Genomic DNA, 17667 nt, shown 5'->3' with positions numbered 1-17667 from the left:
ATTACTCTCCTTGTGGCGTGTTTTCAGGTGCAGGGGCGGGCGCGGGTACGACAGCAGGGGCAACACCGGCCTGTTCCGCCGGAACGCCCGGCTGTGCCAGCAGGTTACGCACACGCGTCTGCATCAGTTTCTCCAGAATAGGCTGGCTTTCCAGCTTATCCGGCACATTCATGGTGATGTTCTGCTGGCTCAGCTTATCAATATCTTCGAGGAATGCGGTGGTCGTCTCATCATCGGTATTGTAGTAAGCACGTACCCACGTAGAGACATTATCCAGCGCCTGTTTATAGGTCTCTTCCTGATGGCGTGGTACGGCCTGTGCGGCAACCAGCAGGCGGGAACGAATGTTTTCGCGCAGGTAAATATCCTGATTAGGAGCCAGCAGCGGTACGGCGGTTTCGTCGCGGCGACGAATTGTAATGAAGCTGTCCATAAAGTTCTGCCAGCTTTTTTGCAGGTTCACACGCCATTCGCTCAGTGAGCTGGAAAGCTCGGTGCCGTCGGAATCCATCGGGGAGTCATCGTCGTTGTTATCCGCCAGCTGCAGGTTATCAATCTGGTTCGAGAGCTGGTTTACCTTGAGGATAATGCCATCGTAATCCACCTGCGAAACGGCGGAGAGACTGGCGATATCGGCGGTAATGGCACGACGTGCGGTGATCAGGCTTGGGTCGTTCATGTCAGCCAGGCTGGCATCGGCGCTTTTCAGCAGCGTGGCAGCGGTGGTGACGTCCTGATCGCTCCAGAGCTTACGTCCGGCCAGTTTCACCAGGAAATCGGCCTGTGAGAGCAGCCAGGTTTTGGCATCAGTACCGGAAATGGTGGCGACTTTTTGCTGCACTTCACCCAGCTGTTTGGTCAGCTCTTCCTGCTTGCTGTTGGCTTCGGCCAGCGCAGTCGCTTGCTGTTTGATAACGCTTTCCAGCTCGGTTTTTTGCGTCTCCTGCGCTTTTTGCAGGGCTGTGAGCTGGTTGACCAGCGCGTCGCTGGTGGCGGTCTGGTTTGTGCTTTGTTGCTTAACAAGACCATACAGACCAACGCCTGCGGCCAGCGCAATGGCGATGGCAATCGCGCTGAGTGCAAGGCTGGTTTTATTGCTGCCGTTTTTCTTCTCAGCGGCCTTTTTAGTCGTCTCTGGCTGTGACGTGGTGTCCACAGTCTCCCTGGTCTCTTCAACCACGGCGGAGGATTTTTCGTGTTCCGTCATTATGGCTTCCCATTATGAGAGTTATTGTAATGCGCGCAGCAGCGCATCGTTGTCGGCGTTATCAGCGATCCGAATATCTTGCCAGCCCAGTTCCCGGGCATGGTTCGCCAGACGCTCACTGACGACCAGAAGCCGACAGCGGAGTAACCAGTTTTCACGATACCATTGTGGAATCAGCGACCAAAGTTGCTGCAGCATTTCACCACTGGTGACCACCAGGGTGTTGATGCCGCGCATATGCCAGCGCATTGCCTCTTCCGCACCATCATAATTTTTTGCACAGCGCTGGTAGCATTCGCAGAACGTGACGTTGGCACCACGTTCCCGCAGCGCTTCACCCAGCAATTCGCGCCCGCCGTTGCCGCGTAAAATCAGCGCCCGTTTTCCGTCAATGGTTTGTAATTCAGGTAATTGTAGCAAGACTTCGCTGATTTCCCGATCTAACGGATAACGAACGTCAATTCCGCTTACGGTATGCAAAGCCAGTGCGGTGGAGCGACCAATAGCAAAGTAGCGGGGGGCCGTTGGCCAGCGTTGTCCTTCCTGCTGCAATTGCGCCTGGGCAAATTCCACGGCATGTTGCGACAGGGCAAAGAGCAGATCGCCTGCCTGCAGGGTATTCATACGGTCGGTGAGCGCAGACAGCTCCCGACCAGGGGAGAATTCAATCAGCGGAAAACTCCAGGCCACCTGCCCCAGTGCGCGCAGACGGCTCACTAATTGCTCTCCTGCGGGAGAAGGGCGGGTGACAAGAATACTCATGCAGGGGGTTCTCCGTTATAAACCTCGGTCAGAATCTCACGAGCGCCGTTATTGAGCAGCTCTTCCGCCAGCGATACGCCAAGCTGTTCGGCGTCTTGTGGCTGGCCGCGACGTTCACCACGTACCATCTGCGAACCGTCCGGTGCGCCAACCAGCGCACGCAGCCACAGTTCACCGTCGATTAATTCAGCATAGCTGCCAATGGGTACCTGACAGCCTCCTTCGAGGCGGGTGTTCATTGCCCGCTCGGCTTTCACCCGGATGGCGGTCTCGTCATGGTTGAGCGGTGCAAGCAGCTCACGGGTACGCGCATCAATCAGGCGGCACTCAATACCGACGGCACCCTGGCCCACGGCGGGCAGCGACAGTTCTGGCGGCAGCGCGACACGAACGCGTGACTCCAGCCCCAGGCGCTTCAGGCCCGCCACGGCGAGGATAATTGCGTCATAGTCACCGTTATCCAGCTTGCTAAGGCGTGTGCCAACGTTACCGCGCAGCGAGCGAATGACCAGATCCGGGCGGCGTTCAGCCAGCTGACACTGGCGGCGTAAACTTGACGTGCCAACCACGCTGCCCTCTGGCAATGCATCCAGCGAATCATAGTGGTTGGAGACAAAGGCATCGCGCGGATCTTCGCGCTCACAGATGGTCACCAGCCCCAGCCCTTCCGGAAACTCAACGGGGACATCTTTCATTGAGTGAACGGCGATATCGGCGCGGTTCTCAAGCAATGCCAGTTCCAGCTCTTTAACAAACAAGCCCTTTCCGCCGACTTTCGCCAGAGGCGTATCAAGAATCACATCACCGCGCGTGACCATTGGCACCAGCTCGACGCGCAATCCGGAGTGGCAGGCTTCAAGGCGCTGCTTAACATAATGTGCCTGCCAGAGCGCAAGAGGGCTTTGGCGTGTGGCAATTCTCAAAACATTGTCTAACATGCTTGTTACCGTCATTATCAATCGCTAACCATCCTAACATTGTTGACTCTGGGATGGCAGTTTTCGGTTGATGAAGATAAAGAGGGACAAGGCGGCGTTCTCGTCAGCCATCGCCGTATTCAGGAATTTACACGTACAGAACGGTGCTACACTTGTATGTAGCGCAACTTTCTTTACGGTCAATCGGCAAGGTGTTAAATTGATCACGTTTTAGACCATTTTTTCGTCGGTACCACCATTAAAGATAAGGGCGAAAAAGGGTAACGGTTATCTTTTTGAAATACTGCGGGCTCGCCGTTATTCGATTCTGGAATAGCTTGCGACACCGGAAACATCAGGCGATACGTCTTGTACCTCTATATTGAGACTCTGAAACAGAGACTGGATGCCATAAATCAACTGCGTGTGGATCGCGCGCTTGCTGCTATGGGACCTGCTTTCCAGCAGGTTTACAGTCTGCTGCCGACATTATTGCACTATCACCACCCGCTGATGCCGGGTTACCTCGATGGTAACGTTCCCCGTGGCATCTGCGTTTTCACGCCTGATGAAACCCAACAGCATTATCTGAACGAGCTGGAACTCTACCGTGGCATGCCGCCACAGGAATCCCCGAAAGGCGAGCTGCCAATCACTGGCGTTTACTCTATGGGGAGTACCTCATCGGTAGGGCAAAGCTGTTCATCTGACCTGGATATCTGGGTCTGCCATCAATCCTGGCTCGATAACGACGAGCGTCAGCTGTTGCAGCGTAAATGCAGCCTGCTGGAAAGCTGGGCGGCATCGCTCGGTGTGGAAGTGAGTTTCTTCCTGATTGATGAAAACCGTTTCCGCCATAACGAAAGCGGCAGTCTGGGTGGTGAAGACTGCGGCTCAACGCAGCACATCCTGTTGCTGGATGAGTTTTACCGTACTGCCGTTCGCCTGGCCGGTAAGCGTATTCTGTGGAATATGGTGCCGTGCGAAGAAGAAGAGCATTACGATGATTACGTCATGTCGCTGTATGCGCAGGGCGTACTGACGCCAAACGAATGGCTGGATCTGGGTGGCCTTAGCTCCCTGTCTGCCGAAGAGTACTTTGGTGCGAGCCTCTGGCAGCTCTATAAAAGTATCGACTCACCGTATAAAGCGGTGCTGAAAACGCTGCTGCTCGAAGCCTATTCCTGGGAATACCCCACACCGCGCCTGCTGGCGAAAGATATCAAGCAGCGTCTGCACGACGGGGAGATTGTCTCCTTCGGGCTTGATGCCTACTGCATGATGCTGGAACGCGTTACCGAATACCTGAAAGCCATAGATGACACCACGCGTCTTGACCTGGTGCGTCGGTGTTTTTATCTCAAAGTTTGTGAAAAACTGAGCCGCGAACGCGCATGCGTGGGCTGGCGTCGTGAAGTGGTCAGTCAGTTAGTCAAAGAGTGGGGATGGGACGAAGAGCGCCTGTCCATGCTCGACAACCGCGCTAACTGGAAAATCGATCAGGTGCGTGAAGCGCACAACGAACTGCTCGATGCGATGATGCAAAGCTACCGTAACCTGATCCGCTTTGCGCGCCGTAATAATCTCAGCGTTTCCGCCAGCCCGCAGGATATTGGGGTACTGACCCGTAAACTGTACGCCGCGTTTGAAGCGCTGCCGGGCAAAGTGACGCTGGTGAACCCGCAGATTTCACCTGATTTGTCAGAACCGAACCTGACCTTTATCTATGTTCCTCCGGGCCGTGCGAACCGCACCGGGTGGTATCTGTACAACCGTGCGCCAAGCATGGACTCGATCATCAGCCATCAGCCGCTGGAATATAACCGCTACCTGAACAAGCTGGTGGCCTGGGCCTGGTTCAATGGCCTGTTGACCTCCCGTACCCGCCTGTTTATTAAAGGCAACGAAGGGGTCGATTTAGCCAAACTGCAGGAAATGGTGGCGGATGTGTCGCACCACTTCCCGCTGCGTCTGCCGGCTCCGACGCCAAAAGCGCTCTATAGCCCGTGTGAAATTCGCCATCTGGCGATTATCGTCAACCTGGAATATGACCCGACGGCGGCGTTCCGCAATCAGGTGGTTCATTTTGACTTCCGCAAGCTGGACGTCTTTAGCTTTGGCGAGCAGCAAAACTGCCTGGTCGGCAGTGTAGACCTGCTGTACCGCAACTCGTGGAACGAAGTGCGTACCCTGCACTTCAACGGCGAGCAGGCGATGATCGAGGCGCTGAAAACCATTCTCGGTAAGATGCACCAGGATGCCGCACCGCCGGACAGCGTTGAGGTGTTCTGCTACAGCCAGCATCTGCGCGGTTTGATCCGCACCCGCGTGCAGCAACTGGTGTCTGAGTGCATTGAACTGCGTCTTTCCAGTACCCGTCAGGAAACCGGGCGCTTTAAAGCGCTGCGCGTCTCCGGCCAGACCTGGGGCCTGTTCTTCGAACGCCTGAACGTGTCGGTGCAAAAGCTGGAAAACGCCATCGAGTTCTACGGCGCAATTTCGCACAACAAGCTGCATGGCCTGTCAGTACAGGTGGAAACCAACCACGTCAAACTGCCGCAGGTGGTGGATGGTTTTGCCAGTGAAGGGATTATTCAGTTCTTCTTTGAAGAGTCGGGTGACGACGCCGGTTTTAACATCTACATCCTGGATGAAACCAACCGCGCTGAGGTGTATCACCACTGTGAAGGCAGCAAAGAGGAGCTGGTACGCGACGTCAGCCGCTTCTACTCGTCGTCACACGACCGTTTCACCTACGGCTCAAGCTTTATCAACTTCAACCTGCCGCAGTTCTATCAGATTGTGGACGTGGACGGTCGTGCACAGGTCATCCCGTTCCGTACCCAGGCTGTGGCACCTGCGGTACCTGCCAGCCAGGATGCGACTGCTCCGTTGTTGCAGCAGTATTTTTCCTGAGACGTTGTACCGGGTGGCGTAGCGCCACCCGTGTAACGCTTACCGGAAGCTAACCTTTTCACCCGCCTGCGCGGTCGCCGCCTGCTCCAGCAGGTTCCAGAACGTTTCGCCGCTACGGTCGCAAACCCACTCGCCCTCTTTCAGATCGAAATGGTAGCCACCCTGACGGGTTGCCAGCCATACCTGGTGAAGTGGCTCCTGGCGGTTAATAATAATTTTGCTACCGTTTTCGAAGCTGAGGGTCAACACGCCACCGTTGATTTCACAATCGATATCGCTGTCGCCGTCCCAGTCGTCCAGACACTCTTCAATGGTCATCCACAGGGTGTCGGCAAGGCGATGGAATTCACTGTCGTTCATGGTTTTGTTCCTGTTTTTCGTGATGTCGGCAGTATAACGCTAAATAATTCCCGTTGCAGGAAAGCGGCAAACTCTTGCTTTTGTGTCTTCTCCTGCGATGATAGAAACAGATTTGAACTTACGGGCAACTTGAATAATGAAAAACGTTTTCCGAACGCTTGCCGTTCTCATCACGCTGTTTAGCCTGACAGGCTGTGGTCTGAAAGGGCCGCTGTACTTCCCGCCTGCAGATAAAAGCGCGCCGCCGCCGACGAAACCGGTGCAAAGCGGTATTGAGTCCACGACGCCAACCACGAACGATCGTGGCGACAATGGCGGTCCGACTCAGGTCAATCTCTGACGATTACGTTCTGTACCCGCGCAATGGAGCAAATGATGCAGTTCTCTAAAATGCATGGCCTTGGCAACGATTTTATGGTCGTCGACGCGGTAACGCAGAATGTCTTTTTCTCCCCGGAACTGATCCGCCGTCTGGCGGATCGGCATCTGGGTGTGGGGTTCGATCAGCTTTTGGTGGTTGAGCCGCCGTACGATCCCGATCTCGATTTCCACTACCGTATTTTTAACGCAGACGGCAGCGAAGTTTCCCAGTGCGGCAATGGCGCACGCTGTTTTGCCCGCTTTGTTCGCCTGAAAGGGCTGACCAACAAGCGCGATATTCGCGTCAGCACGGCTAATGGCCGCATGGTGCTCAGTGTCACCGATGACGAGCTGGTGCGTGTGAACATGGGCGAGCCGAACTTTGAACCTTCCGCCGTGCCGTTTCGCGCGAACAAAGCGGAAAAGACCTATATTATGCGTGCGGCCGAACAGACAGTATTGTGCGGCGTCGTCTCAATGGGTAACCCGCACTGCGTGATTCAGGTTGATGATGTGGAAACCGCGGCGGTCGAAACCCTCGGCCCGGTGCTGGAAAGCCACGAACGCTTCCCGGAGCGGGCGAATATCGGTTTTATGCAGGTGGTGAAGCGTGAGCACATCCGCCTGCGTGTCTACGAACGCGGCGCGGGTGAAACCCAGGCCTGCGGAAGCGGTGCCTGCGCTGCTGTGGCAGTCGGCATCTCTCAGGGATTACTGGCAGAAGAGGTTCGCGTGGAATTACCAGGCGGTCGTCTTGATATCGCCTGGAAAGGCCCGGGTCATCCACTGTATATGACTGGCCCGGCGGCACATGTCTATGACGGGTTTATCCATCTATGAAACAACCAGGGGAAGAACTGCAGGAAACGGTGACGGAACTGGACGACAGAGCTGTTGTTGATTATCTGCTGCGCAATCCTGAGTTTTTTATCCGCAATGCACGCGTCGTCGAACAGATGCGCGTGCCGCATCCGGTACGTGAAACCGTGTCGCTGGTCGAATGGCATATGGCGCGCTCACGCAACCATATCAATCAGCTCGAAGAGAACATGACGCTGCTGATGGAACAGGCGAGTAATAACGAAAGCCTGTTTTATCGTCTGCTGCATCTGCAGGCACGTCTGGCGTCGGCGCATAGCCTTGAAGAGTTCCTCAGCCGTTTCCACCGTTGGGCACGTGAGCTGGGGCTGGCTGGCGCAACCCTTCGTCTTTTCCCTGACCGCTGGCGCATTGGTGCACCGTCTGGCTTCACCCATCTGGCGCTGAGCCGTCAGGCGTTTGAACCGCTGCGTATTCAGCGTCTGGGCCATGAACACCACTATCTGGGACCGCTGAACGGACCAGAGTTGCTGCTGCTGTTACCAGAGGCCAAAGCCATTGGCTCGGTGGCGATGTCACTGATGGGGCGCGATGGCGATCTGGGGGTGATGATATTTACCAGCCGCGATGCACACCACTATGAGCAGGGGCAAGGCACGCATCTGTTGCAGGAGATTGCCCTGATGCTGCCGGAGCTGCTGGAGCGCTGGATTGAGCGCGTATGACCGACGGACTGCTCGGCCCTGACGTCACGCGATTTCTGCGCTACCTGGGCGTTGAACGTCAGCTTAGCCCCATTACGCTGCTGAACTATCAGCGTCAGCTTGATGCCATCATGCAGATTGCCGACGAGATCGGCCTGAAAAGCTGGCAACAATGTGACGCTGCGACGGTACGCGGGGTTGTCGTGCGTAGCCGCAAAAAAGGGCTAGGCCCGGCGAGTCTGGCACTCCGGCTCTCAGCCCTGCGCAGTTTCTTCGACTGGCTGGTCAGCCAGGGGGGGTTAACAGCCAACCCGGCTAAAGGGATCGCCACGCCAAAAGCGCCGCGCCATCTGCCCAAAAATATCGACGTCGACGATGTGAACCGCCTGCTGGATATCGATCTTAACGATCCGCTGGCCGTACGCGACCGCGCGATGCTGGAGGTGATGTATGGCGCAGGGCTGCGTTTGTCTGAGCTGGTGAACCTTGATTTAAAACACCTTGATCTCGAGTCCGGCGAAGTGTGGGTCATGGGTAAGGGCAGCAAAGAGCGCCGCCTGCCGATGGGGCGCAACGCCGTCTCCTGGATTGAACACTGGCTGGATCTGCGCGGGCTGTTTGGCGCAGAAGAAGATGCGCTATTCCTGTCAAAACTCGGGAAGCGGATCTCGGCGCGTAACGTGCAGAAGCGCTTTGCTGAGTGGGGCATCAAACAGGGGCTGAACAGCCATGTTCACCCGCACAAGCTGCGCCACTCGTTTGCCACCCATATGCTTGAATCGAGCGGCGATCTGCGCGGCGTGCAGGAGCTTCTCGGCCACGCGAATCTGTCGACCACTCAAATCTACACCCACTTAGACTTTCAGCACCTTGCCTCGGTGTATGACGCGGCGCATCCACGCGCCAAACGGGGGAAATAATGCGTTTTTACCGCCCACTCGGTCAGATTTCCGCAATCACATTTGACCTTGATGACACCCTTTACGACAACCGTGAGGTGATCCTGCGAACCGAGCAGGAGTCGCTGGCGTTTGTGCAAAACTACCATCCGGCGCTGAAGGCAATGCAGAGTAAAGACTTTCAGCGACTGCGCCAGGCCCTGCGGGAGACCGAGCCGGAGATTTATCATGACGTGACGGAATGGCGTCGCCGCGCGGTTGAGCAGGCAATGCTGAACGCAGGAATGAGCGCGCGTGATGCGGCCATTGGGGCAGAAGCCTCAATGGAGAACTTCGCCAGGTGGCGCAGCCGCATTGATGTGCCGCAGGAAACACATGATACGCTGGCAAAACTGGCCGAAAAGTGGCCGCTGGTGGCGATCACCAACGGCAATGCCCAGCCGGAGTTGTTTGGTCTGGGCGACTATTTTGAATTTGTGCTGCGTGCGGGTCCGCACGGACGCTCGAAACCCTTTAACGATATGTACCATCTGGCGGCGCAAAAACTGCGCCTGCCGCCCGGTCAGATCCTGCACGTCGGGGATGACCTGACCACGGACGTGGCCGGGGCGATCCGCTGCGGCATGCAGGCCTGCTGGATCAAACCGGAAAATGCCGATCTGATGACAACGCTGGACAGCCGTCTGCTGCCGCACGTGGAAATTTCGCGGTTGGCATCCCTCACGACGCTGATATAATCATCAATTGTTCTGTATAAATTAACAGGGTTTTGGCGAATGGGAACATTCGCCTGCCCGACATGACGTGACGGTGCCAATGGACGTTTCTTACCTGCTCGACAGCCTTAATGACAAACAGCGTGAAGCCGTAGCTGCCTCGCGCACTAACATGCTGGTGCTGGCTGGGGCGGGCAGTGGTAAGACGCGCGTGCTGGTTCACCGTATCGCCTGGCTGCAGAGCGTGGAACACTGCTCGCCGTACTCCATTATGGCGGTGACGTTCACCAACAAGGCGGCGGCAGAGATGCGCCACCGTATCGCACAACTGATGGGCACCAGCCAGGGCGGTATGTGGGTCGGCACTTTCCACGGCCTGGCGCACCGCCTGCTGCGCGCGCACCATATGGACGCCAACCTGCCGCAGGATTTCCAGATCCTCGACAGCGAAGATCAGCTGCGTCTGCTGAAGCGCCTGATCAAGGCAATGAACCTCGATGAGAAGCAGTGGCCGCCGCGTCAGGCGATGTGGTACATCAACGGTCAAAAAGACGAAGGGTTGCGTCCGCACCATATTCAGAGCTTCGGTAATCCGGTTGAGCAGACCTGGCAAAACGTCTACAAGGCTTATCAGGAAGCGTGCGATCGCGCCGGTCTGGTCGATTTCGCCGAGCTGCTGCTGCGTGCCCACGAGCTGTGGCTCAACAAGCCGCATATCCTGCAGCACTATCGCGAACGTTTCACCAATATCCTGGTGGACGAATTCCAGGATACCAACAACATTCAGTACGCGTGGATCCGCCTGCTGGCGGGTGATACCGGCAAGGTGATGATCGTCGGCGATGACGACCAGTCAATCTACGGCTGGCGTGGAGCGCAGGTGGAAAACATCCAGCGCTTCCTCAAGGATTTCCCGGGCGCGGAAACTATTCGTCTGGAACAGAACTACCGCTCGACAAGCAACATCCTGAGCGCCGCCAACGCCCTGATTGAAAACAACAACGGGCGTCTGGGTAAAAAGCTGTGGACTGATGGCGTCGACGGTGAGCCGATCTCTATCTACTGTGCGTTTAACGAACTCGATGAAGCGCGCTTCGTGGTTAATCGCATTAAAACCTGGCAGGACAACGGCGGTGCGCTGGAGCAGTGCGCCATTCTCTATCGCAGCAACGCCCAGTCGCGCGTGCTGGAAGAGGCGCTGCTGCAGGTGAGTATGCCGTACCGGATTTATGGCGGGATGCGCTTCTTCGAGCGTCAGGAAATCAAAGATGCGCTCTCCTATCTGCGTCTGATTGCTAACCGTAACGATGATGCGGCGTTTGAGCGTGTGGTGAATACGCCGACGCGTGGCATTGGTGATCGTACGCTGGACGTGGTGCGTCAGGCGTCCCGCGACCGTCAGCTTACCCTGTGGCAGGCGTGCCGTGAGCTGTTACAGGAGAAAGCCCTCGCCGGACGTGCCGCCAGCGCGCTGCAGCGCTTCCTGGAACTGATTGATGCTTTGGCTCAGGAGACGGCAGATATGCCGCTGCACGTGCAGACCGACCGGGTGATTAAAGACTCTGGCCTGCGAACCATGTACGAGCAGGAGAAAGGTGAAAAGGGCCAGACCCGTATTGAGAACTTAGAGGAACTGGTCACGGCAACGCGCCAGTTCAGCTACAACGAAGAAGACGAAGACCTGATGCCACTGCAGGCGTTCCTCTCCCATGCTGCGCTGGAAGCGGGCGAAGGGCAGGCGGATACCTGGCAGGATGCGGTTCAGCTCATGACCCTGCACTCCGCCAAAGGTCTGGAGTTTCCGCAAGTGTTTATTGTTGGCATGGAAGAGGGGATGTTCCCGAGCCAGATGTCGCTGGATGAAGGTGGGCGTCTGGAAGAAGAACGCCGTCTCGCCTATGTGGGCGTGACCCGCGCTATGCAAAAGCTGACGCTAACCTACGCCGAAACTCGTCGTCTGTATGGCAAAGAGGTGTATCACCGTCCGTCGCGCTTTATTGGCGAACTGCCAGAAGAATGCGTGGAAGAAGTTCGTTTACGCGCCAGCATCAGCCGTCCGGTCAGCCATCAGCGCCTGGGCTCACCGATTTCTGAAACCGACACCGGTTACAAGCTGGGCCAGCGCGTGCGCCATTCTAAGTTTGGTGAAGGCACCATCGTAAACCTGGAAGGCAGCGGTGAGCACAGCCGCCTGCAGGTGGCGTTCCAGGGGCAGGGGATCAAATGGCTGGTGGCGGCTTACGCCAGACTGGAAACAGTGTAACATTCAGAAAATTATCATTATTTTGTAATAATCTGCTAGCCTTATACGTTGAAGGTCAATTAATGCCTTTCAGCGTTCCGTTGCGTGTTGACGCCACAGTTACTGCTGGCGTAACATGCGCGCACGATTACGCTAAGAGGACATTCGCCTTGGACACACCCAGTAGATACTGGCTCAATTCCCTGTCATCCAGGAACAACTCCTAAGGCTATCTCCTCTTGCTGATGGCCTTAGTGGTTGTCAGCGACCTGTATTATTCCCGTCGCGCTGAGTCAGGCTGTTTAATGGTCTGAAACCCAATTTGTTTCTGTGTGCCCACCGAACTGTCCGATATTTTTTGCATTGGGAGTCCCGGTCATGTTGAGCGCATTTCAACTCGAAAATAACCGACTGACTCGGCTTGAAGCCGAAGAGTCACAGCCCCTCATTGATGCCGTATGGGTGGATCTGGTCGAGCCGGACGACGATGAACGCCTTCGCGTACAATCTGAGCTGGGGCAAAGCCTGGCAACCCGTCCGGAACTGGAAGACATCGAAGCATCGGCACGTTTTTTTGAAGACGAAGACGGTCTGCACATTCACTCCTTCTTCTTCTTTGAAGATGCGGAAGACCACGCGGGTAACTCCACCGTGGCGTTTACCATTCGCGATGGCCGCCTGTTTACCCTGCGCGAGCGCGAACTGCCTGCATTTCGTCTCTACCGTATGCGCGCCCGTAGCCAGGCGATGGTGGACGGCAACGCGTATGAGCTGTTGCTCGACCTGTTTGAAACCAAAATCGAACAGCTGGCGGATGAGATAGAAAACATTTACAGCGACCTGGAAAAGCTGAGCCGCGTTATCATGGAAGGTCATCAGGGCGATGAATATGACGAAGCGCTCTCGACGCTGGCAGAGCTGGAAGATATCGGCTGGAAGGTGCGTTTGTGTCTGATGGATACCCAGCGTGCGTTGAACTTCCTGGTGCGTAAGGCACGCTTGCCGGGTGGTCAGCTGGAGCAGGCGCGTGAGATCCTGCGCGATATCGAATCCCTGCTGCCGCACAACGAATCCTTGTTCCAGAAGGTTAACTTCCTGATGCAGGCGGCGATGGGTTTTATCAACATTGAGCAGAACCGCATCATCAAGATCTTCTCGGTGGTATCCGTGGTGTTCCTGCCGCCTACGCTGGTGGCATCAAGCTATGGGATGAACTTTGAGTTTATGCCGGAGCTGAAGTGGAGCTTTGGTTACCCGGGCGCGATTATCTTTATGATCCTCGCCGGGCTTGCGCCGTATCTGTACTTTAAGCGCCGCAACTGGCTGTAGGAATCTGGCGGGTGGCGTTGTGCCAGCCCGCCCTATAACGTCCCTATTGACCTTTACGCGTCCTGCGCTGGGTATAAATTGCATCGGCGACAAAAATCGCCAGCGCGACCCAGATAAAGGCGAACGTCACCATTTTATCCGCACCCGGCACTTCACCGTAAAACACCACTGCCAGCAGGAACATCAGCGTCGGGCCGATGTACTGGAAGAAGCCCAGCGTGGAGAGGCGCAGGCGCGTCGCCGCACCGGTGAAGCACAGCAGTGGGATGGTTGTCACCACGCCTGCCGCCATCAACAGCATATTCAGCGACCACGGGTTATTGCCCATATGGCTGGTGGAGCTGTCGGCAATGCCAAACAGGTAGACTGCGGCTACTGGCAGTAGCCACAGGGTTTCGAACAGCATCCCGGTTTGTGCTTCCACGGCGATTTTCTTACGCACCAGCCCGTAGAATGCAAAGCTGAATGCCAGCCCCAGCGCGATGATCGGCAGTGAACCGAACGTCCACAGCTGAACCAGTACGCCGCAGAAGGCGAGGATCACCGCCAGCCACTGCATACGGCGGAAGCGCTCACCGAGGAAAATCATCCCCAGCACAATATTCACCAGTGGGTTAATAAAATACCCCAGGCTGGCTTCGAGCATGTGATGGTTATTCACCGCCCAGATAAACAGCAGCCAGTTACCGCCAATCAGCACCGCAGAGAGCGCCAGCAGAAACACCTTTTTCGGTGTTTGCAGCAATGTTTTTACGCCTGACCACTGACGACTGATGCTCATCAGCGCAATCATAAAGAAAAATGACCAGATCACACGGTGAGTGAGGATCTCATCAGCCGGTACGTAAGCGATAAATTTGAAGTACGCCGGAGCGATACCCCAAATAAAATAAGCGGCAAGGGCGAGTAAAACGCCCTGCCGCGTCTGTTTAGCATCCATCGGGAAAATCCGTTACAAGAAAGTGCATTCACTTTAACTGATTTTACCCACTCAACCCACCATATAAGTGGCGGTTGCGCTGGCGATATAAACCTGTTCTTCGTTATGTAACTCAACGCGGGCAACGGCGACTTTATTACCCGCGCGCAGCAGGCTACTGGTGCAGGTAAAGCGGTTTCCACGCCCGGGGCGCAGGTAGTCGACGCGTAAGTCGATGGTTCCCATGCGCGACAGGCGTTGACGTAGCTCATCTTCATTGATGGTGTCGTGGCGTGTCAGTGTGCTACCAACACAGACCAGCCCTGCCGCGACATCCAGCGCCGAGGCAATCACACCGCCATGCAAGATGCTTTGCGCCCAGTTGCCCACCATCATTGGCTGGTTGTTAAAGCTAAGCTGGGCAAACTCTTTCTCGTACCGCTCCAGTTCCAGCCCTAGCGCGCGGTTAAAGGGCATATGGTAAACAAAAATCTCGCCCACGAGTTTTAACGTTTCTTCGGCGGTAAGCGTGGCTGACATGAGAATTGACATCCTTTTTGTTAACAAAATGTTGATTTTATGCCTCATGCTTCAGGATTTCCACTTTCAGAAAGGAGGAGGCGGAAGTTACTGAAGAAGCCTGTAGAATGTCTGCTCATAACGATTCATGAAATCAATCTGTTTTTCAGGAGAACACCACCGATGCGGACGTATCTGGGTTGGTTACTGGCGGCGATTGCGCTGCCTCTCACAGCATATGCGCAGGAAGCGACGGTAAAAGAGGTACACGATACGCCAGCGGTGCGTGGCAGCATTATCGCCAACCTGCTGCAGGAGCATGATAATCCCTTCACGCTTTACCCGTACGACACCAACTATCTGCTCTATACCTGGACCAGCGATATCAACAAGGAGGCCATTCGCTCCTATGACTGGTCAGATAACGCACGCAAGGATGAGGTGAAGTATCAGCTCAGTCTCGCCTTCCCGTTCTGGCGTGGCATTTTAGGGCCGAACTCGGTGCTCGGGGCGTCCTATACGCAGAAATCCTGGTGGCAGCTCTCCAACAGCGGTGAATCTTCGCCGTTCCGTGAAACCAATTACGAGCCGCAGTTGTTCCTCGGTTTCGCAACGGATTACGAATTTGCGGGCTGGACGCTGCGCGACGTAGAGATGGGTTTTAACCATGACTCCAACGGCCGTGCCGACCCGACTTCCCGAAGCTGGAACCGTCTTTATACCCGCCTGATGGCGCAAAACGGCAACTGGATGGTGGAAGTGAAGCCGTGGTACGTGGTGGGCGAAACCAATGACAACCCGGACATCACCAAATATATGGGCTATTACCAGCTCAAAATTGGCTATCAACTGGGTGATGCGGTGCTGAGCGCCAAAGGCCAGTACAACTGGAACACCGGCTACGGTGGTGCGGAAGTGGGCCTGAGCTATCCGGTGAGCAAGCATGTGCGCCTGTATACGCAGGTCTACAGCGGTTACGGCGAGTCGCTTATCGATTACAACTTCAACCAGACCCGCGTCGGCGTGGGCGTGATGTTGAACGATATTTTCTAGGCTGCTCGAATGTTTTTCCGTTAAACGTTGAAGTTTCTCTCTCAGGCGCTGAAAATAGCGCCTGTTTTATTTCTGGCATATGGGGTTAACGTGGCGCAGGCGGAAGTATTGAATCAGGAATCGCTGGCTAAACAGGTTCTGCATGAAACCTTTGGCTACCAGCAGTTCCGTCCTGGCCAGGAAACCATCATTGATACCGTGCTGGAAGGGCGTGATTGCCTGGTGGTGATGCCAACTGGCGGCGGTAAATCGCTCTGCTATCAGGTTCCCGCGCTGGTGCTCAACGGCCTGACGGTCGTGGTATCACCCCTTATTTCGCTGATGAAAGACCAGGTTGACCAACTGCTCGCCAACGGCGTGGCGGCAGCCTGTCTTAACTCCACGCAGACGCGTGAGCAGCAGCAAGAGGTGATGGCCGGTTGCCGTACCGGGCAGATCCGCCTGCTGTATATCGCACCAGAGCGCCTGATGCTGGATAACTTCCTCGATCATCTGGCGCACTGGAACCCGGTTCTGCTGGCGGTGGATGAAGCGCACTGTATCTCGCAGTGGGGGCACGATTTCCGCCCGGAATACGCCGCGCTTGGTCAGCTGCGTCAGCGCTTCCCCGAGCTGCCGTTTATGGCGCTCACCGCAACGGCAGATGACACAACGCGTCTGGATATCGTTCGCCTGCTTGGGCTGAATGATCCGCTGATTCAGGTCAGTAGCTTCGACCGCCCGAACATCCGCTATATGCTGATGGAAAAATTCAAGCCGCTGGATCAGCTTCTGCGTTATGTGCAGGAGCAGCGCGGCAAGTCGGGTATCATCTACTGTAACAGCCGTGCGAAGGTGGAGGACACCGCCGCACGTCTGCAAAACCGTGGCTTTAGCGCCGCGGCCTATCATGCTGGCTTAGAAAATCACATTCGCGCCGACGTGCAGGAGAAATTCCAGCGCGACGACCTGCAAATCGTGGTCGCAACGGTGGCGTTCGGGATGGGGATTAACAAGCCCAACGTGCGCTTTGTGGTGCACTTTGATATCCCGCGTAATATTGAATCCTACTACCAGGAAACTGGCCGTGCCGGGCGTGATGGTCTGCCAGCCGAGGCGATGCTGTTTTACGATCCGGCTGATATGGCGTGGCTGCGTCGCTGCCTGGAAGAGAAACCGCAGGGACAGTTGCAGGATATCGAACGTCATAAGCTCAATGCGATGGGGGCGTTCGCTGAAGCGCAAACCTGCCGCCGTCTGGTACTGCTCAACTACTTCGGTGAGGGGCGTCAGGAGTCGTGCGGCAACTGCGATATCTGTCTTGATCCGCCGAAGCAGTACGATGGCCTGATGGACGCGCGTAAAGCGCTCTCGACCATCTACCGTGTTAATCAGCGCTTCGGGATGGGCTACGTGGTGGAAGTGCTGCGTGGAGCCAACAACCAGCGCATCCGCGATATGGGGCACGACAAACTTCCCGTCTACGGGATTGGCAAAGAGCAGAGCCACGAGCACTGGGTGAGTATCATCCGCCAGCTGATCCACCTGGGATTCGCCGCGCAAAACATTGCCCAGCACTCCGCGCTTCAGCTTACTGAAGCCGCACGTCCGGTGCTGCGCGGTGACATTGAACTGAAGCTCGCCGTTCCGCGCGTTATCGCCCTGAAACCACGCGTGATGCAAAAATCGTACGGTGGCAACTATGACCGCAAGCTGTTTGCCAAACTGCGCAAGCTGCGTAAGGCCATTGCCGATGAAGAGAACATTCCACCGTACGTGGTGTTCAACGATGCGACGCTGATTGAGATGGCCGAGCAAATGCCACTCAGCGCTGGCGAGATGCTCAGCGTTAACGGCGTGGGTACGCGCAAACTGGAGCGCTTCGGTAAAGAGTTTATGGCGCTCATCCGTTCTCACGCGGATGGTGATGATGAGGAGTAGTCAGCCGGGCTAAAAAGTGCCAGGA

General features: G+C 55.9%; 17 protein-coding genes. 11 read left to right on the top strand and 6 right to left on the bottom strand.

Translation table 11 applies throughout. From position 1 onward, the window contains the following. Position 1 precedes the first annotated feature (1 nt). Genes hemX through hemC form a run of 3 tightly spaced genes read right to left on the bottom strand, consistent with a single transcriptional unit; the run spans position 2 to position 2907 of the window. Positions 2-1207, bottom strand: a complete 1206-nt coding sequence (hemX, locus tag ACHHZ6_RS20840) for a uroporphyrinogen-III C-methyltransferase (protein ID WP_395122963.1) — start codon at positions 1205-1207, stop codon at positions 2-4. A 21-nt stretch (positions 1208-1228) separates the two neighbouring features. Then, complete coding sequence (gene hemD / locus ACHHZ6_RS20835; RefSeq protein ID WP_182273314.1) at positions 1229-1969, bottom strand: uroporphyrinogen-III synthase; 741 nt, start codon at positions 1967-1969, stop codon at positions 1229-1231. Continuing rightward, entirely contained in the window at positions 1966-2907 is a 942-nt protein-coding gene (gene hemC / locus ACHHZ6_RS20830; RefSeq protein ID WP_182273315.1) for a hydroxymethylbilane synthase, read from the bottom strand. Before hemC ends, hemD begins: the two co-directional genes overlap by 4 nt. 348 nt (positions 2908-3255) lie before the next feature. Here hemC and cyaA point away from each other — a divergent pair, with 348 nt between their 5' ends. After that, positions 3256-5802, top strand: coding sequence for a class I adenylate cyclase (gene cyaA / locus ACHHZ6_RS20825; protein WP_182273316.1), 2547 nt, complete (start codon positions 3256-3258; stop codon positions 5800-5802). Between the two features lie 39 nt (positions 5803-5841). Here the strand turns inward: cyaA and cyaY are convergent, their stop codons facing one another. Beyond that, positions 5842-6162: an iron donor protein CyaY gene (gene cyaY / locus ACHHZ6_RS20820; protein WP_395122962.1), complete on the bottom strand. Its 321-nt coding sequence runs from the start codon at positions 6160-6162 to the stop codon at positions 5842-5844. A 136-nt stretch (positions 6163-6298) separates the two neighbouring features. Between cyaY and ACHHZ6_RS20815 the strand changes: the two genes are divergently transcribed. From ACHHZ6_RS20815 to corA, 8 genes are all read left to right on the top strand, one after another. Then, positions 6299-6502: a lipoprotein gene (locus ACHHZ6_RS20815; protein WP_182273318.1), complete on the top strand. Its 204-nt coding sequence runs from the start codon at positions 6299-6301 to the stop codon at positions 6500-6502. A gap of 35 nt (positions 6503-6537) precedes the next feature. Beyond that, positions 6538-7362, top strand: coding sequence for a diaminopimelate epimerase (dapF, locus tag ACHHZ6_RS20810; RefSeq protein ID WP_182274606.1), 825 nt, complete (start codon positions 6538-6540; stop codon positions 7360-7362). Then, positions 7359-8066, top strand: coding sequence for a DUF484 domain-containing protein (locus ACHHZ6_RS20805; protein ID WP_182273319.1), 708 nt, complete (start codon positions 7359-7361; stop codon positions 8064-8066). The genes dapF and ACHHZ6_RS20805 overlap by 4 nt, the downstream gene beginning before the upstream one ends. Further along, positions 8063-8965, top strand: a complete 903-nt coding sequence (xerC, locus tag ACHHZ6_RS20800) for a tyrosine recombinase XerC (RefSeq protein WP_182919115.1) — start codon at positions 8063-8065, stop codon at positions 8963-8965. Before ACHHZ6_RS20805 ends, xerC begins: the two co-directional genes overlap by 4 nt. Then, positions 8965-9681 (top strand): 5-amino-6-(5-phospho-D-ribitylamino)uracil phosphatase YigB, encoded by a 717-nt coding sequence (gene yigB, locus ACHHZ6_RS20795; protein ID WP_182273321.1) that lies wholly within the window; start codon positions 8965-8967, stop codon positions 9679-9681. Before xerC ends, yigB begins: the two co-directional genes overlap by 1 nt. A 79-nt stretch (positions 9682-9760) precedes the next feature. Beyond that, positions 9761-11923: a DNA helicase II gene (uvrD, locus tag ACHHZ6_RS20790; protein ID WP_182273322.1), complete on the top strand. Its 2163-nt coding sequence runs from the start codon at positions 9761-9763 to the stop codon at positions 11921-11923. A 149-nt stretch (positions 11924-12072) separates the two neighbouring features. Then, the gene (gene ysgD, locus ACHHZ6_RS20785) at positions 12073-12129 is read left to right on the top strand and encodes a YsgD/CorL family protein (RefSeq protein ID WP_212743980.1); all 57 of its coding nucleotides are present in this window, start codon (positions 12073-12075) and stop codon (positions 12127-12129) included. 151 nt (positions 12130-12280) lie between these two features. Beyond that, on the top strand, positions 12281-13231 hold the full coding sequence (gene corA / locus ACHHZ6_RS20780; protein ID WP_008501540.1) for a magnesium/cobalt transporter CorA: 951 nt from the start codon (positions 12281-12283) through the stop codon (positions 13229-13231). Positions 13232-13274: 43 nt separating this feature from the next. Here the strand turns inward: corA and rarD are convergent, their stop codons facing one another. Both rarD and yigI read right to left on the bottom strand, forming a co-directional pair. Continuing rightward, positions 13275-14171: an EamA family transporter RarD gene (rarD, locus tag ACHHZ6_RS20775; RefSeq protein ID WP_182273323.1), complete on the bottom strand. Its 897-nt coding sequence runs from the start codon at positions 14169-14171 to the stop codon at positions 13275-13277. A 51-nt stretch (positions 14172-14222) separates the two neighbouring features. Beyond that, a complete protein-coding gene (gene yigI, locus ACHHZ6_RS20770; protein ID WP_182273324.1) occupies positions 14223-14690 on the bottom strand; it encodes an acyl-CoA thioesterase YigI in 468 nt (155 codons plus the stop codon). A 162-nt stretch (positions 14691-14852) separates the two neighbouring features. Here yigI and pldA point away from each other — a divergent pair, with 162 nt between their 5' ends. Both pldA and recQ read left to right on the top strand, forming a co-directional pair. Beyond that, positions 14853-15722, top strand: a complete 870-nt coding sequence (pldA, locus tag ACHHZ6_RS20765; protein WP_182273325.1) for a phospholipase A — start codon at positions 14853-14855, stop codon at positions 15720-15722. Between the two features lie 90 nt (positions 15723-15812). Then, complete coding sequence (gene recQ / locus ACHHZ6_RS20760; protein ID WP_182273326.1) at positions 15813-17642, top strand: ATP-dependent DNA helicase RecQ; 1830 nt, start codon at positions 15813-15815, stop codon at positions 17640-17642. The last annotated feature ends 25 nt before the right edge of the window (positions 17643-17667 follow it).

It is taken from the genome of Enterobacter cloacae complex sp. 2024EL-00214 (genome assembly GCF_043945575.1).
GTDB lineage: Bacteria > Pseudomonadota > Gammaproteobacteria > Enterobacterales > Enterobacteriaceae > Enterobacter > Enterobacter cloacae_P.
Note: the sequence above shows the minus strand (reverse complement) of the source record. Positions and strands in the feature narration are given on the sequence as shown.

What these genes read in the sequence shown, in the direction of transcription:
- dapF (WP_182274606.1), top strand. Translation starts at nt 6,538, where the DNA reads ATGCAGTTCTCTAAAATGCATGGCCTTGGCAACGATTTTATGGTCGTC.
- hemD (WP_182273314.1), bottom strand. Translation starts at nt 1,969, where the DNA reads ATGAGTATTCTTGTCACCCGCCCTTCTCCCGCAGGAGAGCAATTAGTG.
- corA (WP_008501540.1), top strand. Translation starts at nt 12,281, where the DNA reads ATGTTGAGCGCATTTCAACTCGAAAATAACCGACTGACTCGGCTTGAA.
- ACHHZ6_RS20805 (WP_182273319.1), top strand. Translation starts at nt 7,359, where the DNA reads ATGAAACAACCAGGGGAAGAACTGCAGGAAACGGTGACGGAACTGGAC.
- hemX (WP_395122963.1), bottom strand. Translation starts at nt 1,207, where the DNA reads ATGACGGAACACGAAAAATCCTCCGCCGTGGTTGAAGAGACCAGGGAG.
- hemC (WP_182273315.1), bottom strand. Translation starts at nt 2,907, where the DNA reads ATGTTAGACAATGTTTTGAGAATTGCCACACGCCAAAGCCCTCTTGCG.
- rarD (WP_182273323.1), bottom strand. Translation starts at nt 14,171, where the DNA reads ATGGATGCTAAACAGACGCGGCAGGGCGTTTTACTCGCCCTTGCCGCT.
- xerC (WP_182919115.1), top strand. Translation starts at nt 8,063, where the DNA reads ATGACCGACGGACTGCTCGGCCCTGACGTCACGCGATTTCTGCGCTAC.
- pldA (WP_182273325.1), top strand. Translation starts at nt 14,853, where the DNA reads ATGCGGACGTATCTGGGTTGGTTACTGGCGGCGATTGCGCTGCCTCTC.
- cyaY (WP_395122962.1), bottom strand. Translation starts at nt 6,162, where the DNA reads ATGAACGACAGTGAATTCCATCGCCTTGCCGACACCCTGTGGATGACC.
- yigB (WP_182273321.1), top strand. Translation starts at nt 8,965, where the DNA reads ATGCGTTTTTACCGCCCACTCGGTCAGATTTCCGCAATCACATTTGAC.
- yigI (WP_182273324.1), bottom strand. Translation starts at nt 14,690, where the DNA reads ATGTCAGCCACGCTTACCGCCGAAGAAACGTTAAAACTCGTGGGCGAG.
- ACHHZ6_RS20815 (WP_182273318.1), top strand. Translation starts at nt 6,299, where the DNA reads ATGAAAAACGTTTTCCGAACGCTTGCCGTTCTCATCACGCTGTTTAGC.
- uvrD (WP_182273322.1), top strand. Translation starts at nt 9,761, where the DNA reads ATGGACGTTTCTTACCTGCTCGACAGCCTTAATGACAAACAGCGTGAA.